General features: G+C 44.1%; 9 protein-coding genes and 1 pseudogene. 5 read left to right on the top strand and 5 right to left on the bottom strand.

Annotated elements, in window-relative coordinates:
• Window positions 1–985: DUF4347 domain-containing protein (locus tag RMX89_RS00265; RefSeq protein WP_322687515.1), on the bottom strand; the 985-nt coding region annotated here is incomplete at its 3' end.
• Window positions 986–1,825: 840 nt separating this feature from the next.
• Here RMX89_RS00265 and RMX89_RS00260 point away from each other — a divergent pair.
• From RMX89_RS00260 to RMX89_RS00240, 5 genes are all read left to right on the top strand, one after another.
• The gene (locus RMX89_RS00260; RefSeq protein ID WP_322683233.1) at window positions 1,826–3,037 is read left to right on the top strand and encodes a sensor histidine kinase; all 1,212 of its coding nucleotides are present in this window, start codon (window positions 1,826–1,828) and stop codon (window positions 3,035–3,037) included.
• Entirely contained in the window at window positions 3,034–3,486 is a 453-nt protein-coding gene (locus tag RMX89_RS00255) for a response regulator (RefSeq protein WP_322683232.1), read from the top strand. The genes RMX89_RS00260 and RMX89_RS00255 overlap by 4 nt, the downstream gene beginning before the upstream one ends.
• A gap of 827 nt (window positions 3,487–4,313) precedes the next feature.
• Complete coding sequence (locus RMX89_RS00250; protein WP_322687514.1) at window positions 4,314–5,807, top strand: sensor histidine kinase; 1,494 nt, start codon at window positions 4,314–4,316, stop codon at window positions 5,805–5,807.
• Window positions 5,785–6,933 carry a response regulator gene (locus RMX89_RS00245; RefSeq protein WP_322683230.1) on the top strand — a complete coding sequence of 383 codons (1,149 nt, stop codon included), beginning with the start codon at window positions 5,785–5,787 and terminating at the stop codon, window positions 6,931–6,933. The genes RMX89_RS00250 and RMX89_RS00245 overlap by 23 nt, the downstream gene beginning before the upstream one ends.
• A gap of 258 nt (window positions 6,934–7,191) precedes the next feature.
• Complete coding sequence (locus tag RMX89_RS00240; RefSeq protein WP_322683229.1) at window positions 7,192–8,904, top strand: putative bifunctional diguanylate cyclase/phosphodiesterase; 1,713 nt, start codon at window positions 7,192–7,194, stop codon at window positions 8,902–8,904.
• A gap of 236 nt (window positions 8,905–9,140) precedes the next feature.
• Here RMX89_RS00240 and RMX89_RS00235 read toward each other — a convergent pair whose 3' ends face one another.
• The 4 genes and pseudogenes from RMX89_RS00235 to RMX89_RS00220 form a co-directional block, all read right to left on the bottom strand.
• Window positions 9,141–10,307 (bottom strand): ATP-binding protein, encoded by a 1,167-nt coding sequence (locus RMX89_RS00235; RefSeq protein WP_322687513.1) that lies wholly within the window; start codon window positions 10,305–10,307, stop codon window positions 9,141–9,143.
• A gap of 576 nt (window positions 10,308–10,883) precedes the next feature.
• Window positions 10,884–11,086 (bottom strand): annotated as a pseudogene (locus RMX89_RS00230) (IS5/IS1182 family transposase); the annotation flags it as partial.
• A gap of 223 nt (window positions 11,087–11,309) precedes the next feature.
• Window positions 11,310–12,431 carry a hybrid sensor histidine kinase/response regulator gene (locus RMX89_RS00225; RefSeq protein ID WP_322687512.1) on the bottom strand — a complete coding sequence of 374 codons (1,122 nt, stop codon included), beginning with the start codon at window positions 12,429–12,431 and terminating at the stop codon, window positions 11,310–11,312.
• Between the two features lie 230 nt (window positions 12,432–12,661).
• Window positions 12,662–21,106: a PAS domain S-box protein gene (locus RMX89_RS00220; RefSeq protein ID WP_322687511.1), complete on the bottom strand. Its 8,445-nt coding sequence runs from the start codon at window positions 21,104–21,106 to the stop codon at window positions 12,662–12,664.
• Window positions 21,107–21,227 lie beyond the last annotated feature (121 nt).

The following is a 21,227-nucleotide window of genomic DNA, read 5'->3' as shown; positions in this document are numbered from 1 at the left end:
CTGGAGGTGTTACCGGATCGAGGATATTAGCAGTAACATTTGCAGACAGTAGGGAGGAAATGGGGTTAAGAATAGCCTGGAGAGTAGGGTTACTAGTTGTAATTGTGGCGCTAATTGTACCAGTCTGATTAGTTTCTGTCAGATTATCATTGATGGCGGCGATGGTGACTGAGGGGAAAACTTGGGTGGTTTGAGTCGGGTCGATAGTTAAAGTCACCGAGGAGTTTGAACCATTCAAGTTCAGTTGAGCATCGGGAGTCAGAGTCAGGTTGATTGGCACTCCACCATTAACCAAAGTCGTGCCGGCAACACCGAGACTACTAAGTAGGCTGGCGACATTAACACTCACCCCTAAAGTATCTGTAGCACCGCCTTCTGTCAGAGGGTTTGTTAGTCCTGTTAAAGTAATGATTGCCAGTACAGAGGTGTAAGCTTCCCTTACTGTTTCTGAAAACGCCAAGGAAGTGTCAATCTTGCCAATTGTAACTTCCAGTTCCCAGTCTCCTCCTTTAAGAGTACTGCCAGTAGGGTTGGCAGAAGCTGCAATATTTGCCCCAGTCAGTTGGTGGAGCTTTGACAAAAAGGCTTCGCCAATTTCTCCAGATGCAATATTACAACCATAAAGGAGTACAGAGGCAGAGGAGAGAAGGCTTGACCAACTTTGCACGTCCTCTGCATAGCGATTGAGTGTTTCGTTGCTGAGTTGACTATTCCCTAAATAGACTCGTCCTGGTGCGCCGTGAGAAACAATATGCAGGCTGTTAACTTCTTGATAGGATGCTAGTACTTGATTAATTTGCTCAATGCCATCTCTATCGTTATCTAGAACTACAACACAAGTATTCGGTAAAACACCTGCTACTAATGTTTCGTAGTTCTCTACCTTGGAGTCAATGATAACTAGGCGATTAGCAGAAATTTTCCAATCGAGGTTTTTAGTAGCGATCGCAGTAGGTATTGTGTCCAACATAAATTTAGGATTCATAGAAGTTTGTTTTTATCTTCAAAACTTTTGTTAGTTTTACTTTTGAATAATTCAAAAGCCTTATTTAGCAAAGCTTACACCTTGTTTGTTAGCCCTATTTAGCTGTTTTGTTTTGGCTATAATTGAATGCGTGTTTAATGGCGTTCCAAAGATGGCTGATGCAAAAGATAAATTGAGTGCGATCGCAAATAGGTTTAGAAAATCCATAGTTCAGGTATTTCCCTTGTATGGATTTATCCACACTATGTTTTTGATTGAATGAACTTTTGCTCTCAACCTTTCTACTTTTCTACTTTCTTTTCAGTCACACTCGTTTCTCTAATTTAATGACCCTAAGAAACTTCGTAATTCGTAGCTCTACGGGTTTCATGAACTTACTCATCCCGAACTCAGTAATCTTTTTAGCAACCAATCACCTTAAACAAGGGTGCGATCTGTAGTTTTACGCTTTTACTGAACTTACCCATCCCAATCTCAGTAATTTTCTCAGGGTGCTATTATTTATTTCAGCATAAACCGCAATTTTAGCAATTTTATAAGTAATTATTTACACATTTTAATTGTTAAGCCGCAGTGCCTATGAGTCTAATGAAATAAGATTATGGTTATTTATGAGTATTCTTAGTCCTCCTTTACTCTTAGACCACACCAGGACTTACGCACAGGTAATGTAAAATTAAATCTCAAAGGATGCAGAAAACACAGAGAAGCCGGAGCGGCTGCTTTTGCTGTAGACGCTTTGCGGCTTGGCGCAGGTATTGGAACTTCGTTGGTAATAAGACTTAGAGAGGTTTTTTGCGTAAGTCCTACACACATAACCATTCGCTAATAGCTAAAAAGATGAAAGCATTTTTACAAGCATTTTTTTCATCCGACTATATACCGCATGGACATTGCTACCTTTGGCAGCCAAGGTTAGTTTGGTTGCATGGAATGTCAGATGCGTTAATTGCCCTGGCTTACTATTCCATTCCCATCTTTCTGATTTACTTGTCTTATAAACGCTCAGATATCCCTTTTCGTGGGGCTTTTTGGCTATTTGGAGCCTTCATTGTTTGTTGTGGAACCACTCATCTGCTAGAAATCTGGACGCTGTGGCATCCAGTATACTGGCTGACAGGAGGAATGAAAGCAGTGACAGCGATCGTCTCTCTCCATGCAGCACTGACGCTGATTTTGTTAACTCCTAAAGCTTTAACATTACCCAGTCCGGCTCAACTAGAAATTGCAAATCAGACCCTTGAACAACTCAATCAAGCACTGGAAATAAGAGTGGCTCAACGCACAGAAGAGCTAACGAAAACGATTCGGCAACTACAAAATGAAGTGGAACAGCGCCAGCAAACCGAAAACGAACTGCAACGATCTAATCAAGAGTTAGAGCAGTTTGCCTATGTTGCTTCCCATGACCTACAGGAACCCTTGCGGGTCATTGTCAGCTATACCGAACTACTGGCAGAGAAATATCAAAAACAGTTAGATGAGAAAGCCAATAAATACATCACTTATATTGTCAATGCTGCGACTCGAATGCAAGCACTAATTGAAGACTTACTATCATATTCCAGAGTCGGTCGTTGCGATTTTCGATTAGTTTCAACCGATTGCGATCGGATAGTTGACCAAGTGATTCAGACACTCCATGTTGCGATCGCTGAAAGCCACGCCACCATCACGCGCGATCGCCTCCCAACGATCGAAGCCGACAAAGAGCAATTTAGCCGTTTATTACAAAACTTAATCAGCAACGCGATTAAATATCGTCAAGAACAGCCACCTCAAATTCACATCAGTGCAACCCAAAAAGATAACAAATGGCTATTTGCAGTGCAGGATAATGGGATTGGGATTGAAGCGCAATATGCACAGCGTATCTTCATCATCTTTCAGCGCTTACATACCCGTCGCCAATATTCTGGCACAGGACTGGGTTTAGCCATTTGTAAGAAAATTGTTGAGCGTCACCACGGAAATATCTGGATGGAATCAGAGGTAGGGAAAGGATCTGTTTTCTGGTTTACAATTCCCATAAAAAAAGAAAACTCCCAATGAGCAAAGACTCTCACCCGATTGAACCTATTGAAATCCTTTTAGTCGAAGATTCACCGGAAGATGCCGATTTAACGATTGAAATCCTGGGCGATGCTAAAGTTCTCAACCGAATTCATGTGGTGGAGGATGGTGTTGAAGCCCTAAAATTTTTGCGGCGGCAGGACGATTATGCCAATGTACCTCGTCCAGATTTGATTTTACTGGATTTGAATCTCCCGAGAAAAGATGGTCGAGAAGTTTTAGCGGAACTGAAAACCGATCCCGATCTGAAGTTGATCCCGGTTGTGGTTTTAACAACCTCTGCGGCTGATGAAGATATTTTGCGAACTTACGCACTCAACGTCAATTGTTATGTAACCAAACCTGTCGGTCTAGAAGAATTTGCTAAGGTGATTCGTTCGATTGAATTTTTTTGGCTGGCGGCTGTTAAGTTTCCCAAAGTTGTATAGTAGGCTTTAGATAACCTCTGGTGCATTCAAAGCCCTTGTATTAAGCAATACCTTTGCCAAAATAAGAGCCTACAAAAATTTTGGCAAAAACTGGCAAAATGACCCATATATAAGCTTTTAGCTGAAAAGGTAGCTTGAACTGTCAGAACCTTTATGTACTGGGCAATACGCTAAAAAATACCTTGCGGGAAACCTGAAAGGAATTTTTAGGACTTATTGTTTTTGCCCAGTTTCGGAGAAATGGGAGTTTGGACATCAAATCATCCTCGTAAATTGGCTAAGGTACTGATTAGGGCTAACGCATTTTGTTAATAAACTCTTAAATAATCGTATTAAGAATAGCTTATTAAGTTAGTATCAGATTTCGATTATTACTGTTTTCTACTTACATGAGAAAGAAGCAATGGCTACGACCGCCGCAAGTATCGCTATAGATCCAATTCTGTAAAAGGGACCGGGGATTGGGGATTAGGGATTGAGGGTTGGTTTATCAAACGAAAAATGAAGCTATATATTAATTTTAATCTAGTAAAAACGTGAATATTTTTGCTAGTAGTATTTAGGATTATTCTATCTTTTTTAGATTGTAATAACTTTCGTTTTTCCTGCCTGGTGCAATTGTTCTGCATTTTGGATTAATTGTTGTAACTGTTCGTACTTCAAAATAATTAAACGTTTTGTTGCTTTAGTATTGTATTCAATATAATTCAATATGTCACTATCTATTTTTGTCAAAAAAGCTCTTGAAAGTTCTTCTATGGCAGAATGTTACTATTTTGGGGATATCTCTTTTAAGATAGGTTTTGGCATCACTATGGGCAAAACTCATGACGAAGAATGATTCTCTACAAATTCTATTAATTGAAGATAGCCTAGAAGATGCAGATATATTACAAGAATTTCTGGAAAACACAGATCGAACTAGTTGGAAGGTGACAGTCGTAGAAAAACTGAGAATAGCCCTCGAAAAACTGCGTTGCCACAGTTTTAATGTGATTTTGTCCGATCTGTCCCTGCCCGATGCTCATGGTTTAGAGACGATCGCCCAACTCCATACAGCAGCTCCAACCTTGCCGATTATCGTACTCACCAGCCTCAAAGACGAAGCGATCGCTTTAGAAGCAGTGCGGCAAGGCGCACAAGATTATCTCGTCAAAGGGCAAATTAACACCCATGCCCTGATTCGCTCCATTCACTATGCCATCGAGCGATCGCGAATGCAACAGATCATGCATCAACAGTCAGTGGCGATCGCCGTATCAAGTGAAGGAATTGCCATTTTAGATGCCCAATGGAACTATGTGTATGTCAACGAAGCATATTCCAAAATTTACGGTTACAAAGATTCCAGTCTCCTGCTACAAACCAATTGGAAAATTCACTATCACCCGAATCAACAAGCTGGCTTGAGGGGCGAAATTGAGCAAAGTCTACAGCAACGGAAATTTTGGCGAGGAGAAACCGTTGGTTATAAATGTAATAGTCAACCCTTTGACCAAGAACTGTCAATCTCATTGTTACCGCATGGAGGAACAGTCTGCATTCTCCGAGATATTAGCGATCGCAAACGAGCAGAAGCCGCCATGCAACAAGCTTTGCAGCAAGCAAGAGAATTGCACCAACTCAAGTCTGAATTCATCACGATGGTTTCCCATGAATTCCGGACACCTCTGAGTGTGATTTTGGTAGCAACAGAGACGTTAAAACGCTATGCTCATCAATGGACTCCAGAAAAAAACCAGATTCGCTACAATCGCATCATTGCTGGAGTACAGCGCATGACTGAGTTGCTCAACGATATGCTGGTTATGAACAGTTCGGGGGCACATCAAGCTAAACTCAACCCCGTACCGTTGAACTTAGAAAAGTTCTGTCAAGAATTAATTGCCACATTAACCACCAGCGAACACCCAATTATCTTTGAAAGTCAGGGCAATAGTCAGCAAATTTACTTAGATCCAACTGTGCTGGAACTCATACTCACCCACTTACTCTCCAATGCGATTAAATATTCTCTTGACTCTGGAAAGGTGATGTTTGACTTGATTTTTGCTCCCGAACATGTAACATTCTCTATTCAAGATTGGGGTATTGGCATTCCCCTAGAAGACCAGGACAAATTATTCATTCCGTTTTATCGCGGTAGCAATGTTGGCAATTTGCCTGGGACGGGCATAGGGTTAGCAATTGTTAAGCAATTTGTGGAAGAGTGTCAAGGTGTAATCAATGTTACTAGTCAAATGAATCAGGGTACTTTAATTAGAGTAACCTTGCCAATTGCTTTAGTAGAGCAAATTCATGACCAAAATCCTGGTAATTGAAGATGAGCCATCATTACGCGAAGAAATCCTCGATATCTTAGAATCTGAGGGCTTTGATGTAATGGGAGCAGAAGACGGGTTAGAGGGGCTGGATTCAGCTCAAACAAACTTCCCTGACCTGATCCTCTGCGATGTAATGCTACCCGGATCTGATGGGTATGCAGTGTTATCGGGACTGAGACAAAATCCGGACACAGCACTGATTCCTTTCATTTTCCTCACCGCTAAAGCGACCCGCGAAAATGTTCGGCAGGGAATGGACTTAGGCGCAGATGATTATTTGACAAAACCCTTTAGGATGGATGAGTTGCTTAACGCGATTACAAGTCGATTGACTAAACAAGCAACAATCGTCCAGATTCATCAGAAAGTTACCCAGCTTCAACACTCCAATTTGCTTAAAGACGAGTTTATTGGGACTGCATCACAGGAATTACGAGGCCCAGCGACTAATATAATGATGGCGTTGAAACTCTTGCAACAAGCTGTTAACCCAGAGCAAACGCAACGCTACATCGATCGCTTGCAACAAGAGTGTTACCGCGAAATTCATCTGATCGATGACTTGCTCGATTTGCATTATTTAGGCGCAAACGAACGTCCTTTGCAACCCGAAAAATTGAATTTACAAACCTGGATTCCTGCGATCGTCGAACCATTCAAAACCCAGGCTCGAAAACGCCAACAAACTCTCTGGAGCAACATTCCACCTTATTTGCCAATGCCTGTAATCGATGCCGCAGATTTCAAGCGCATCTTGAGCGAACTGCTTAACAATGCCTGTAAATACACTGCTCCCGGTGGCAAAATTGTTTTAGAAGCTCGTTGTGATTTGACTGCATCCGAGGCAATAAATCCAGATGGTCAGATGATTATGCTTATTGTTAGCAACGAAGCAGAGATTCCCGATAAGTTCATTCCCAATCTGTTCCAACCGTTTTATCGAGTTCCAGAGAGCGATCGCTGGCAGCAAGGCGGCAATGGTCTAGGCTTAACACTGGTTGAGAAATTGGCTAAACGACTGAACGGTAAAGTTCAAATTAGTAGTAAAGCGGGTTGGACTCAGTTTACGCTTCAACTACCGATTGAGACTAATCCGCCTACTACCTTGGCTCCTAATAAATGAAAAACTCCATCCTTTTGTGGGTGAAGTTTTTGGGCATGGGGGATGGGGCATGGGGCATGGAAAAGAGCCACTAATGACGGCAGTTGCTACAAGTCCGGAAACCCGCCCAAAGCACAAAGCACTGCCTCCTCAATGCTCAATGCCCAATGCCCCAAGTAGGCGGGCGGCTATCCCTCTCCACCCACAATTCGATTGAGTTTCCCGCGACTTTCAATGAAGGTAATCCATTTTTAGTTTTCTTGTGCCAACTTACTTAATATGTCCAAAATATTAGTCATTGAAGATGAAGTTTCATTGCGCGAAGAAATTCTTGATATTTTAGAAGCAGAAGGCTTTGAGGTCGTGGAAGCCGAAGACGGTCAAACAGGGATTTTTTTAGCTCAGTCCCAGCATCCCGAATTAATTCTCTGCGATGTGATGATGTCAGGCGCAAATGGCTACGAGGTGCTATCGACATTAAGGCAGAATCTAGATACGGCATTAGTCCCCTTTATTTTTTTAACAGCTAAAAGCACCCATGAAGATATTCGTCAGGGTATGAATCTCGGTGCAGACGATTATTTGACGAAACCCTTTGGTGTCGATGAATTATTAGCAGCGATCGCCGCCCGACTCGCCAAGCAAGAAGCGGCATTCCAGGCGCAGCAGCACTGTGCACTTTGGGATTCGTTGACCAACTTACCCAACAAAGCGTACTTAATCGAGCAACTTAATCGGTTAACTCAACAGACACCCACAAATACAACCTCTCAGTATGCCGTGTTATTTGTGGGTTTAGATAACTTTAAGGAAATCAATGATGCTTTTGGGCAACTGATGAGCGATCGCTTGCTGCAAACTGTAGCTACTCAACTGGAGCAAATCCTTGCACCTGAGCAGTTCCTCGCCTATTTTGGCTGTGACGAATTTATTATTATTCTAGAAAACCTTCAGCATCTATCGACGGCAACCAAGCTAGCCGAACAATTTCATCAACAAAGCTTGAAACAGGCATTAGATTTAGGAAGTTGTGAAGTATTCAACAACATAAGTATCGGGATTACGCACAGCCAATTTAACTATAGCAACGCCATCGATCTGCTTGCAGATGCTTCTTTAGCAATGCATCATGCCAGAACAGCAAGCAGCGGATATACTGTGTTCGATCCGGCAATACGAGTCCATCTTTCCGAGCAGTTACAGTTAGAAACAGACTTGAGACGAGCGATTTTAAAAAGCACATATTCGGGTAAACAGCAAGAATTTTGCTTGCATTATCAACCGATTGTTCATTTGTTTACAAATCAGTTAATAGGGTTTGAAGCATTGATTCGCTGGCATCATCCTGAAAAAGGACTCATACCACCGATTCAGTTTATTGCGATCGCGGAAGCAAAGGGGCTAATTCAGGAGTTGGGCTGGTGGATTCTCCAAGAAGCCTGCGAGCAACTGCGAAGTTGGCAACAACAGTTTCCTCAACACGCTGACTTGATTATGAATGTCAATATCAGCGCCTTGCAATTGAATCGAATTGACTTTAGTCAACGGTTGGCAGAAATATTGCAGCACTCCCATTTGTCAGGTGAGTACTTAAAATTAGAAGTGACTGAGAGTTATCTGTTAGAAATGACAGAGGATAACAGTCAAGTCCTCCAATCGCTGAAATCGCTGCAAATTCAGTTATGTATTGATGACTTCGGCACGGGATACTCCTGCTTGAACTGTTTGCATCAGTTCCCAATTGAAACGCTGAAAATCGATCGCTCTTTTACTAGCCAGATTGATGAAGATGGCCAAAATGCCGTCATTAAAGCTATTATTACCCTGGCTGACAGCCTGGATATTAACATCGTGGCAGAAGGAATAGAAACCTCAGTTCAACTGGAAAAATTAAAAGAATTGAATTGTAAGTTGGGACAGGGTTACTTGTTCTCTAAACCGTTGACCAGCCAAGCAGCCACGCAAGCGATCGCCAATGGGATTTTTAGTTAAACTCCAGAAAGCCAATTCCGCAAACGGCGGACTTCCAAACAAAACAATAATCATTGGACTTATACCATTTCACGAAAAGCCTGATACAAATAACGCTTCCAAAATAAAATTCCAGCCAGCAATAGATTTAAATTGAGCAGTTAATTTATCTAACTGTTTCCATACGGCTTCTCGTAACTAATTAAAAGAAGTTAGCCAATTTAGTTGCCAACCAGGAACGCGCTTTGAACTCAAATTTACCGAACGCCAGTATCAACAGAGATTTTTTGTTCACTCGACGGTCTGGTTACAGGCAAAGTTACCCTAAACGTTGTACCTTTACCAACTTCGCTGTCGAAAGTAATGTCTCCCCGCAACAAATCAACACAGCGCTTCACAATTGCTAAACCCAAGCCCGTGCCTGGAATATCAGCTACATTACTGCCTCGGTGAAACGGCTGAAAAATATTAGGATAATAATCGGCTGGAATCCCAATACCTCGATCTCGAACTTCAATTTCAACTCGATCTGCTTGCCGATCGAGCAGGAGTAAAATCGACGTATCTTCAGGCGAATATTTCAGAGCATTTAACAACAAATTCTTTAACAGATAATTCAGCAATCGTTCATCCATGAAGGCAACAAGCGTCTCTTGCTGACTCAGCAGCCGCAATCGATCTTGCCGTTGTTGTACTGTCACTATTTCGATTAATTGTTGAGCCGTACTCAACAACTCAATCTCAGTCAGTTGCAGCTGATACTGATTTGTTCCGGTTTGCACCAGAACCAGTAAATCCTCGCGTAACCAGTTCATACGGAGCGCCGCATTCTGAATACGCTCAATGGCACGCTGCTTTACCAAGGGTGGAGCCTCAAATTCATTCAATAGTTCGGCACTGACCTGAATCACACTGATAGAGTTGCCTATTTCATGCACTACCATGCCCAAATAGTTTTGAAACAAAGGATTTAATTGCTGTTGCTTGGGTTGGCTTTCAGCCTTGGTTTGCCTTTGAGCTATCTCGATCGCTTTTCCGATCTCGGATTCAGCTGTGTGCAATGCCAACGCAATCTCAATAGTTGTTCTCAGGACGCGCTCGTTGAAGGGTTTGATCAGATAAGCAAGGGGGTGGGTTGCTTTTGCCCGTTCCAAAATAGTTTCATCATCGTAGGCAGAGATATAGATCGCCGGAATTGGAGCAGTCTGATGAATGCGCTCTACCGCCTCAATACCGTCGATTTCTCCCGGTAACATAATATCCATCAAAATCAAGTCAGGCTGAAGTTCTGCCGCCTTGGCAATCGCCTCTGCTCCATTCCCTGCAATTCCGACTATGGTGTAGCCCAGACTCATTAAATTGGTTTCTAATTCTCTCGCAATCAGAACTTCGTCTTCTACAACCAGAATTTTTGGATTATCCATAATATTTAGGGCTTACTGAAAACATAATAAAAAAGTCAACAAACGCCGTCTTAAAACGCATAACTGTATCCAGTTTATGAATTGCTAAACAGTATTTGTGACTGATTCCCGCAACACGACCGTTTTTAGTTGAAATATCAAAGCTTCCAGATTTTCGACAAAGCAAACGTCCGGCATAGATGCTTATTTTCTTGCCGCTATTAACTATGGCTTTAACAATGTCGCCAGTTTGAAAACCAATATTTGGAATTCTAAAATTTGCTTCTTTTTTTCGTTACTACAGTCTTCTGGAGTCTGCTCAAAGGTGAACCAGTACTTCTAATATCTCCTTGTTTTCATAAACTGAATTTTCTCTGGTGCGATAATTTTTGTCAACATCAACGGATTCTGGACAATAACTAGTACCGCTACGTTGGAAGTCAAAAGTTGACCTTGAGGGTAGTCGAAGGATCAAAAGTCAAAAAGCCTTTATTTTGGGCTTTTGAAAGGGTGTCTATATTTATACCTTAGTGTACTAAGTTTTTCAAGGTGACTAAAAAGTGTTTTCAAGTTTCTTTATTCATTAAAGTTATCTTAACTAAGATAGTCTAAATATAGTCTAAAAAATACATATTCATCAAAGCAACTAGCAGACAGTTTTGCGGCACATTCCACGATTTTCCCCGCTTTTCTTAGTGCCATTCGGACGTATATGGTTGACTTAAACTTACAATACGGTTATCAACGCTCTGCTTTTTATTTTTATACAACCAGAGTTTTTGACAATAAACTTCTGTGATACCAATTCACTAAAATCCTGAAACAGATCCAAAACTGGAAACTCTTATCAAGTAAGGATTTTTGAATTGCAAATTCGTATGACTACTAGCAATATCTCATATCACCTAGCTTTGAAGAAAGTATAGCCATTTTTCTCTTGATAACGTATTATTTTGTACGGCAAAACTTCTGATTATTCCTTATTGTTCAAGCTCTAATCTTCAATCGAGCGATCGCCCTGTTTCAAAAATAAGCGTGTTTTGCTCCTGGAAGGAGATTGCTGATTTCTATTAAAATGACTGACCCTTGAGGCTGATTATCTTTTACTGAGATTTTGCCGCCATGAGCTTCGATCGCCATCTGACAAAATGCCAAGCCCAAGCCAACTTGCTCAATGTTTTTCATCAGAGTCCCAATTTCATACTTTTCAAAGACTTTTTGCTTGAGTTCGTCACTGATTCCAACACCCATATCAATCACTCGAATCTGGGTTGTCAGCTCGTCTAAATAATTGACTTGCACCGTAACTTGACTTTTAGACGGAGAAAATTTAATTGCATTTGATAATAAATTGTCTAAAACTCGACGCATCACGAGCTTATCGGCGTAAATCGGTCTTTCGGGTTCTGGGAGGTGGGAAATTATCTGAATCATTTTTTGATTGGCGATCGCCTGTATATCGCTGATACAACTATCAATCAGGCGATTCAGCTCGATTGTCTCCAGATTCACGAGCATTTTTCCTGACTCTAGTTTTGCCATGAGCAGTAGGCTTTCGGTTAGCGATCGCAACTGTTGTTCCGCTATTTTTATGCGATCGATCCGAATTTGACATTGCTCTGGCAAATTCGCTCGGCTGAGTATTTCACAAGACAAAACAATGTTAGTCAGAGGATTACGCAAATCGTGTACAATCATATTTGCCATGTCCGATCGCATTTGTAGAGAAGCTTTGAGGGCATCATACTGTTGCTTAATGCGGAGCATCGAGCGAATTCTGGCGCGTAACTCTAATGCACTTACAGGTTTACTGAGAAAATCATCTGCGCCAGCTTCGAGGCAACGGGCTAAATCTTCTTTCCCATTCAATGCAGTGACTATAACGATCGGAATATGCTTCCAATTTGGATTAGTCTTGATGCGACGGCACAGCTCAATGCCATTCAACCCTGGCATCATCACATCAAGCAAAATCAAATCGGGCTGACTTCTTTGTAGCCGTTCTAAGGCACTAACACCACTCGATGCATATCCCAAACGATAGCCACAATTGTATAGAATGCCGCTGATAACTTCAAAATTATCGGGTTCGTCATCCACTAATAGAATCGTCAGTTCTTGATTCACTATTTCAAATTCACTCATGCACGAACAACCCCAAAGCGTAAACCAGACTGAGCCAAATTGATTATACTCTTAGTAAATGAAGGCAGAAGTACAGAGGCAGAGGGCAGAAGGCGCAAAAGCTCTTATTGTAAGCTTTTTGTCTGTTACTAATGGTTGCTTTATTTACGCCGTGCTGTACTAGCCTTCAAAATAACTTTAATAGACGCAACTGATTAGCCGGACATGATATCACTACCAGACATATTCAGTTAGCACAACTGGAGATATTTCTTCATCGTGTTGACGAGATGGATGGGACTGATGGGTTTGGTCAAATAATCATTCGCTCCAACGGCTAAACACTTTTCTTTATCCCCCGACATGGCTAAAGCCGTTACCGCCAAAATGGGAGTGTGCTTGTATTGCTCCTGCGATCGAATTTGGCGAATCGCTTCTAGTCCATTCATATCTGGCATTTGAATATCCATCAAAATCAAGTTGAAAGACTGCATTTGGGTGAGATGAATCGCTTGCAAACCATTGCGGGCAACCACAATGTTAAACCCTTTCAATTCTAAATAAGCTTGTAGCGTCTCGATGTTATCGAGGTTATCGTCTACCAAGAGAACAACAGGTTTCTTTACTACATTCTCTGCTGTATTTTTTGTTTCTACAAGTAAGAAGGGTGAAGCAATTTCGGCAATAGCAGTGGTGCGATGGACAGGCTTATCTGAGTTAGGCTGATTGACCTGTTTCCAGGGAAGTATCACTATAAATTCGCTGCCTTGACCGACAGTGCTGCGAACTTTCACGGAGCCTTTGTGTAGCTCGATAATGCGCCGGACTAAGGCTAAACCTAACCCCGTACCAGCATAACGCCGAGATAAGCTGCTATCGATTTGAACAAAGGGCTGAAACAATTTGTCAATGTTTTCTGGAGCAATGCCAATGCCCGTATCGATGGCGCTGAAGCTGATTGTTTGTTCGGCTGCATTGCCTTGCACTTTGAGGATGACAGCACCACCATTGGGTGTAAACTTGATGGCATTGGTCAGCAGGTTGATTAATACCTGGCGTATCAGTCGTTCGTCTAACTCAATGTCAGGCAGATTGGGAGACAGTTCGAGGGTAAAACTAATTTGCTTTTTGAAGGCTTGCTGTTGGATAAAAGGAATTGTGCTGCGACAAAGTTGCTCCACTGAAACGGGTGTTATTTGTAGGTCTAGCTTACCGGATTCGATTTTGGCTAGATCGAGAATGTCATTAATTAGTTCTAATAAATGTTGCCCATTGGTTTGAATTGTGGTTAAGGTATGGTGTTGTTGCTCGGTTAAATTCCCGTATGTTCTTTCTTGCAAGACTTCAGACAGTCCCAAGATGGAGTTGAGGGGGGTACGAAGTTCGTGGCTCATATTCGCCAGAAATTCGTCTTTGAGGCGAGTCGCACGGGCTAGTTCTGCATTGGCAATAGTCAGTTGTTCGTTAATTTTCCGGAGTTTTTCCTCAGTTTGTTTGATTTGGGTGACATCAAAAATAATGCCAACGATATGCAGAGCTTGTCCAATGTCATCAGTTACGGTGCTGCCTTGTTCGAGCAAATATCGCTTTTCTTGGGTTGCGGGGATGTAAATGGAATATTCGACCTGAAAGGGCTGTTGATTGGCGATCGCCCCTTGAATGACTTCGATAACGCGATCGCGGTCTTCTGGTACAATCAGCGAGTTGACTGGACAGAGATTGCCTTGATTGGCGAGATCCAGGGGGTCAAGGTGGAATAACGCCGTTAAGCGGTCGTTAAAAAAAACAAATGTATTATTTTCAGCAGGATACAGCTTGTAGACAATTCCCGGTAGGTTTTCAGCCAGGGTGCGATAGGAAAGCTCACTCGCTTGCAGCGCCATCTCAGCTTGCTTGCGATCGCTAATATCTCGGATTGCGGCTAGAAAGGCTTGATGATTCTGCCAGGTAATTTCCTCAACGCGCACTTCAACTGTAGTCACCCTGCCAGTGGGTTGCGGAATCTCCAGTTCAAACGTCTTTTGGAGCGTGATGGAAATTCCTAAATCTGCACCCTGGTAGTCTGCTTTTTGGCAATTGAAAATTAGATCGGCAGCCGGATTGCTGAAAAGAATCTGTCCTTGGGAATTTAGAATCAGGATGCCATCAACTGTCTTAGAAATGATTTTTTTGAGGCGCTTTTCGCTGTTTTGGAGTTGTTGCTCAATATGCTTGCGATCGCTAATGTCTTCCACCACCGCCAAGTCACCAATGAGTGTACCCGCAGCATTATATAGCATCGATACTGTAAGACTAACCCATTGTAGCCGACGATCTTTGCGGATATAGCGGATTTCAAGGGTTATTGATGCCAACTCACCGTGATGTAAATGAGCCAACTCACCTTGGATTACTTCTAAATCTTCTAGATGGATCAAGTCTTGCCAAGACATATCCAGTAGCTCAGATTGAGTATAGCCAGTCAGTTCACAAAAGCGTTGATTGACTTGGATATAACGTCCTGATGGGTGAGATTGGCTAATGCCGACAGCTGCCTGTTCAAACAAAGACCGATAGCGCACCTCACTCTCACTCAATGCTGCTGTGCGGCGAGCGATTCTGGCTTCTAGCTCCTGATTAAGCTGTTGTAGTGCCAGTTCTGCGTGTTTGCGATCGCTATCATCTGTACCAATTGCCGTTACAACCCAGCAGCGATTGCTCTCATTCCAGCGAGATGTCAGCGTATCTAAAACCCATCGAGTCGAGCCATCTGGATGATAAAAACGATACTCAAGTGTGGTTTCTCTCTCGGCTTTAATCGCCGCCTGCATCCGCTCCTGTATGACTGCCCAATCTTCTGGGACAATGTTTGATAACCAAACTTCCGCCAGAAATTCCTCTGGTCGATAGCCAAACACTCGTTCGCATCCCTTAGAGTGATAATCAGTTTCCCAAAAACCATTTGGATAATATCGAAAATGCCCAATTGACGCACCTGCACTGTTCAACACATCATTCAGTTTTGCCTCTGAAGCTTGCAAAGCCAGCTCGGCTTGTTTGCGTGCCAGTTGAGCGCGTTTAAAGTCATCGATATCAGTAACTGTGCCTACCCAGCCTGTAATTTCTCTTGATTGGTTTTGGATTGGTATTCCCCGTGCCAGAAACCAGTGGTACAGTCCTTGACGATCGCGGACGCGATATTCGCTCTCAAATAAACTGCCAGTGGCGATCGCTTCTTCCCATTGCTGGAGGGTGCGATCGCGCTCATCGGGATGAATCGCTGCTGCTTTGCCCAATCCCATTGCCTGAGCTTGACTTTGCCCCGTGTAGTCATACCAGCGTTGGTTAAAGTAGTTAACGGCACCTGTTTCATCTGCCAACCAGACCATCTGGGGCATTGCTTCTGCCAGGTCGCGGTAGCGTTGTTCGCTTTCTTGCAAAGCTTGTTCAGAGTATTTGCGCTCAGTGATGTCAGTGATAGTTCCTATATAGCCAATTACGTTGCCAGAGGTATCACTTTCAACGATCGCCAGACAGATCAGCCAATGCACCTTTCCATCTGGTCTCTGAAAGCGACACTCCATTAAAAAGGGAGTCTGAGATTGGGTAGCTCTCTGCCAGTTGAGAAAGACCCAATCGCGGTCTTCGGGGTGCAATGCTCGTTTCCACCCGATGTCCATTGCCTCGTTGAAGGATAGCCCTGCTAGTTGACACCAGCGGGAATTGACATATTTACAGTCTCCGTTCGGATCGGTGTGGAAAATGCCAACTGGTGATAGTTCAGCCAAGTTTAGATAACGCCGTTGGCTTGCTTGAAGTGCTAGCTCGGCTTGTTTGCGATCGCTAATATCTGTGAGGATGCCAAACCAAATAATACTGCCATCTTCTTCCTGAGTGGGAATAGAATGTCCTGAAATCCACTTCAAGATGCCGCTAGGAGTTCTGATGCGAAACTCCATCTCCCATGCTTCGAGCGTTGCAGCCGATCGATCGATGGAAGCGCCGATTTTTTCTATATCTTCTGGCAAAATAATATCCCACACGATTTGTATATCCTTGAGGAGTTCCTCTGGCGTATATTCATACAAATCGACAATACCTTCGCTCATAAAGATCAAGTTGTTTGACCCATCCGGCAAGCGCTGATATTTATAGACGGCTCCAGGCACCATATTAGTAAGTTGACGCAGTATTTGCTCGCTTGTTCGCAGAGCAACTTCGGTTTGTTTTTGTTCGGTGATGTCTGTATTGGTGCCAAACCACCGCAACACCCTACCCTGTTGATCTCGGATGGGAATAGCACGAGAGAGAAACCACCGATACTGCCCATCTCGGCCACGCAAGGGAAAGGTATCTTCCCAGATTTCGCCTGTTTCAAAGCAGTGGCTAATTTTCTTCACTACCCGATCGACATGATCGGGGTGATGTACCTGCTGCCATCCCCAGCCCTGCATTTCTGCCAGTGTGGTGCCTGTGTAGTCAAACCAGCGCTGATTATACCATTCAATCCAGCCATGTTCGTCAGTTATCCAGGCAAACTGAGAAATGTTGTCTGCTAGGGTACGGAACCAGGCTTCACTTTCCCTCAGTTTTTGTTGTGCCTGGACAAGTTCGGTTACGTCCATCACGGATACGCCAACGCCGATTACTTCCCCATTGGGTAAACAAACGGGATAGTGATTGGAGATTGCGCTGCGAAATACACCCGGCCTGACCTCACCGCTAAACTCCATATTTATAATTGGTACTTGGGTTTCTATAACCTGGAGCAGCATGGGAGCAAACTGAGATGCCATTTCCGGAAAAACTTCCCATAAGGTGCGTCCCAAATGCTTACTTAATGGCAGGTCGTTGATTTTGGCTAATGCCTCGTTGCCATAGAGGTAGCGCAGTTCCCGATCGAACAGGGTTAGCCCAACTGGAGATGCGGCGATCAATGCCTGAAGCAGAGCTTCGCTGCGCTGGCGTTCTAGCTCGGCTTGTTTGCGATCGCTAATATCGGTGAAAATGCCACACCAGACAATACTGCCATCCTCTTCTTGGGAGGGGATAGAATGTCCTAAAATCCACTTCAAGACACCGCTGGCAGTTCGGATGCGAAACTCCATTTCCCACGGATCGAGGGTTGCTGCCGCTCGGTCTCTCGAAGCACTCATCTGCTCCATATCTTCGGGTAGGACGATATCCCAGGCGATTCGTCCATTGTTGAGGATTTCCTCCGGTGTATGCTCATACAGATCGACAATGCCCTGGCTGATAAATACAAAACCATCTGCCGCATCCGCCGACCGCCGATATTTAAAAACCGCTCCAGGCACGGTATTCATGACCTGACTTAAGGTTTGTTCACTCGTTCGCAGAGCGGCTTCAGCCTGTTTGCGATCGTTGATATTAATAGCTGTACCAATGATGCGATGGATATTTCCCGCTTCGCTCCGGATTGGAAATAGGTTGGTGAGCGCCCAAATTGAACCCCCTGGAAAAGAAATATATTCTTCATAGCTGATCTTCTGACCCGATTTTAGACATAGGACATACTTTTGCCGGATTGCTGAACCGACCGCCTCACCAAATGCTTCCTCTGGCGTTTTACCCTGAATTTCTTCGCAGGTAACTGAGCCATATCGTTCAGCCACAGGGTTGAATTCCAGGAAGCGAAATTCTTGATCTATGCTCACCTCAATCACAAAAATCGCCAGTTCTGCTCCTGTGTAGATGCTACGGAGAAATTCTTCCTGTTGACGCAGTTTGGCTTCGGCGTGCTTGCGATCGCTAATATCAATTAGAATGCCGTGCCAAATAATGCTACCATCTGCTTGTCGGGAGGGGATGGAATGACCAAAAACCCATTTTAAGACTTTGCTAGCAGTTATCAGGCGAAACTCCGCCGTCCAAGGAGTGAGCATTGCAGCAGATTGGTCAATCAAATCCCGCATCCTCTCTGCATCCTCTGGAACGATGAGATGCCAAAGCACTTGGGAGTCGTTGAGGATTTCCTCTGGGGTGCGATCGCAAAGCTTGATAATACCTTGGCTAATAAATCGAAAACTTTTCGTTCCATCCACACAACGGCAATAGGTATAAACCACTCCCGGAACTGTATTGACCACCAGGCGTAAGGTTTCTTCACTAGCTTGTAGAGCAGTTGCCATTACTTTCCGTTCTGTGATATCTGCGATCGCTCCCACCATGCGAATCGGCTTGCCAGTTTGATCCCGGATTGCCTCTCCACGAGAACGACACCAAATATACTCACCTGATTGCTTACGTCTGCGAAATTCTACTTCATAGGGCAAATGGTCTTCAAGGTGGCCTTTTAGGGTTAATTGCATCAGATCGAGATCGTCGGGATGGATCTCTTCCCTAAGCATCTCATCGGCAAACTTCCAGGCGTTTTTGGCTGGGGATGGGTAGCCTAAAATTTCCCAATAGCGATCGCTGGCAATGACGCGATCGCTGACAAGATCCCAATCCCACACTCCTTCGCCGATACCCCGAATGGCGAGTTGATAGCGTTCTTTGACTACGCTTAATTCCAGTTCCAGTTTTTTTTGCTCAGTAATATCGATGTTGGCCCCAGCAAGACGGTAAATTTCTCCGGCTTCGTTGCGAATCGGAAAGCTGCGGTTCCAGAGCCAGCGAATGGAGTTATCGGGACGGATAATCCGATAGGCAAAGGAGCAAACCTCTTTCCCTTGACAAGCTTGCTGGTTAAACGTGACTACGCCATCGCGATCATCTGGATGAATAAAATCGAGCCAAGCTTGAGGATTGTCATAGGTTTGCTGCAACGGCGTTTGGTAAAGATATTCCCAGGCTAGGCTGGTATAAATCATCTGCTTACCATCGAGGGATTTGAGAAAAAACACATCCTGACTATTGTCAAAAATTTGTCGGAGTTGGGCTTCGCTTTCTCTGAGGGCAGTTTCTAGCTGCGTGCGTTCGGCTTCTAACCTTTTTTTCTCGTTAATATCAGTGACATACCCGATAATCTGAGTTAAGTTGCCGTTAGCATCTGCAAAAAACTGTGCCTGAGTTTCAATCCAGATGTAATGCCCAGCCTGATGTTGCCACCGATATTGCAAGTAGAGATGTCCCTGACGTTCAAAATACTCTGCGGCGGCCGTTTGCACCCGTTTCTCATCCTCTGGATGAATGCTGGCAAACCAATCGGCTGATGTCTGGGGCATTTCAGAGGCGCTATAGCCAAACACCTGCTCGGCATTGATGCCCCACATCATGCGATCGGAGGATGTATCCCATTCATACAGCACTTGTTTAGTAGCTAGCTGGGCAGCATGATGGCGGTTTTGCCACTCTAGCAAGACGTTGATATAGGCGGCTTGTCTAGCTTCAGCTTGCTTCTTTTGGGTGATATTGCGCGCCACGCACAAAAACGACGTAACGGTTCCATCCATATCATATTCTGGAACGACACGGGTTTGAAACCAGATGGAGCGCGAGTGAAGGCGAAGTTGATATTCAATCGTTTGTTCTTGCCTGGTTGCTGCTACTTTTTGAGTGAGAGTTTGCCACTCAGCAAGATGTTCTGGGGCAAGGGTGGCTGCGAGCAGTGGTTGACCAATCAGCGCTTCCGGCGCGTAGCCCAACTCCACCTCTACTGCTGCGTTGAGATAGACGTAGTGTAAGTCTCGATCGAGCCGAAAAATCACGTCAGGGGAACGATCTAGCAATGCGATAAGCTCTTGCCCTTGTTGCTGGAATCGGGTCGCCGTTTCGCTGTGTTGAATGGCGATCGCCACCTGAATGGCAAGTTGTTCTAAAAATGTGACCTCAGCCGGTTGCCAATCACGCGGCACAGCCGACTCACTGGCGCTAACCAGTCCCCAAAATTGGTTGTTAACGATCGCCGGCACTAGAATTTTGGCTCTAATCTGCAAATGCTCCAATAACTCAACATGGCAGGGGGTCATCCCTGCCGTATAGATATCGGAAACTACTCGCACTCGTCCTTGGCCATATCGATCTGCCCAATCTGGAGCAAAGCAAGGATCGTAAATCTCTTCACTGACAAAGGAGCGTTGATCGGCGGCGAGGGACTCTGCTACTACCTGGAACTGCCCATTTTCCAAAAAGTGATAGATCGACACGCGATCGCAGCCCAAAAACTGTCGCACTTCAGATACCGTGGCATCAAGTGTTTCCGCTAAACTCAGCGAAGCCCGAATCCGCGTTGAGACTGCCATTAAAAGCTGCGATCGCTCTGTCTGAAGTTTCAAAGCGGCGATTGATGCCTCATCTGGCCGATCGGGTTCTACAGGTTGCAGCAAACGGCATAAACTTTCGTAGGTCAGCAGCCCTAGTAACTGCCCATTGTCGTCTAATATCGGCAAGTGCTGAATCTGGTGTTTTTGTAAAAGGCTCAGGGCAACATCAGGATTCGTTAACTCAGATTGCCGTAAAACGATCGCTGGTGGTTCAATCACCTCTGCTAAAGTGACTCCAGCAAGCGATCGCCCACTGGCAACCAAACGTGTCACCACTCGTTCGCTGAACAGTCCCACCAGTTGGTTTTCACTGACTACAGCTAAACAGCCTATGCAGTCGTTAGCGCCCATACCGGGATCAAAGTTGCAAGAACTGGAATTCAAAAGTGCGATCGCCTCTGTCACCAGCACATCTGGGGTAACGGTGATGGGCGGCGCGATCGTGTTTTCTAGGACAAGCCTTAACAGAAATGAGCGGGGCAAGAACATAACATTTCCAGCCACAATACTGAGATGAGAAACATCGGGTTGGTCAACAAGAGGAAAAGGGGCAGGGGGCAGGGGGAAAAAAGTTTGACCCTTGTTTACTTTTATTTACACAATTTGGTTT

Source organism: Nostoc sp. DedSLP04 (genome assembly GCF_034530775.1).
In the GTDB taxonomy this organism is placed as follows: Bacteria; Cyanobacteriota; Cyanobacteriia; order Cyanobacteriales; family Nostocaceae; genus Nostoc.
Note: the sequence above shows the minus strand (reverse complement) of the source record. Positions and strands in the feature narration are given on the sequence as shown.

Bases quoted from the DNA above. Each gene is read 5' to 3' on its own strand.
- RMX89_RS00260 (WP_322683233.1), top strand. From the start codon at position 1,826: ATGAAAGCATTTTTACAAGCATTTTTTTCATCCGACTATATACCGCAT.
- RMX89_RS00255 (WP_322683232.1), top strand. From the start codon at position 3,034: ATGAGCAAAGACTCTCACCCGATTGAACCTATTGAAATCCTTTTAGTC.
- RMX89_RS00250 (WP_322687514.1), top strand. From the start codon at position 4,314: ATGACGAAGAATGATTCTCTACAAATTCTATTAATTGAAGATAGCCTA.
- RMX89_RS00245 (WP_322683230.1), top strand. From the start codon at position 5,785: ATGACCAAAATCCTGGTAATTGAAGATGAGCCATCATTACGCGAAGAA.
- RMX89_RS00240 (WP_322683229.1), top strand. From the start codon at position 7,192: ATGTCCAAAATATTAGTCATTGAAGATGAAGTTTCATTGCGCGAAGAA.
- RMX89_RS00235 (WP_322687513.1), bottom strand. From the start codon at position 10,307: ATGGATAATCCAAAAATTCTGGTTGTAGAAGACGAAGTTCTGATTGCG.
- RMX89_RS00225 (WP_322687512.1), bottom strand. From the start codon at position 12,431: ATGAGTGAATTTGAAATAGTGAATCAAGAACTGACGATTCTATTAGTG.
- RMX89_RS00220 (WP_322687511.1), bottom strand. From the start codon at position 21,106: ATGTTCTTGCCCCGCTCATTTCTGTTAAGGCTTGTCCTAGAAAACACG.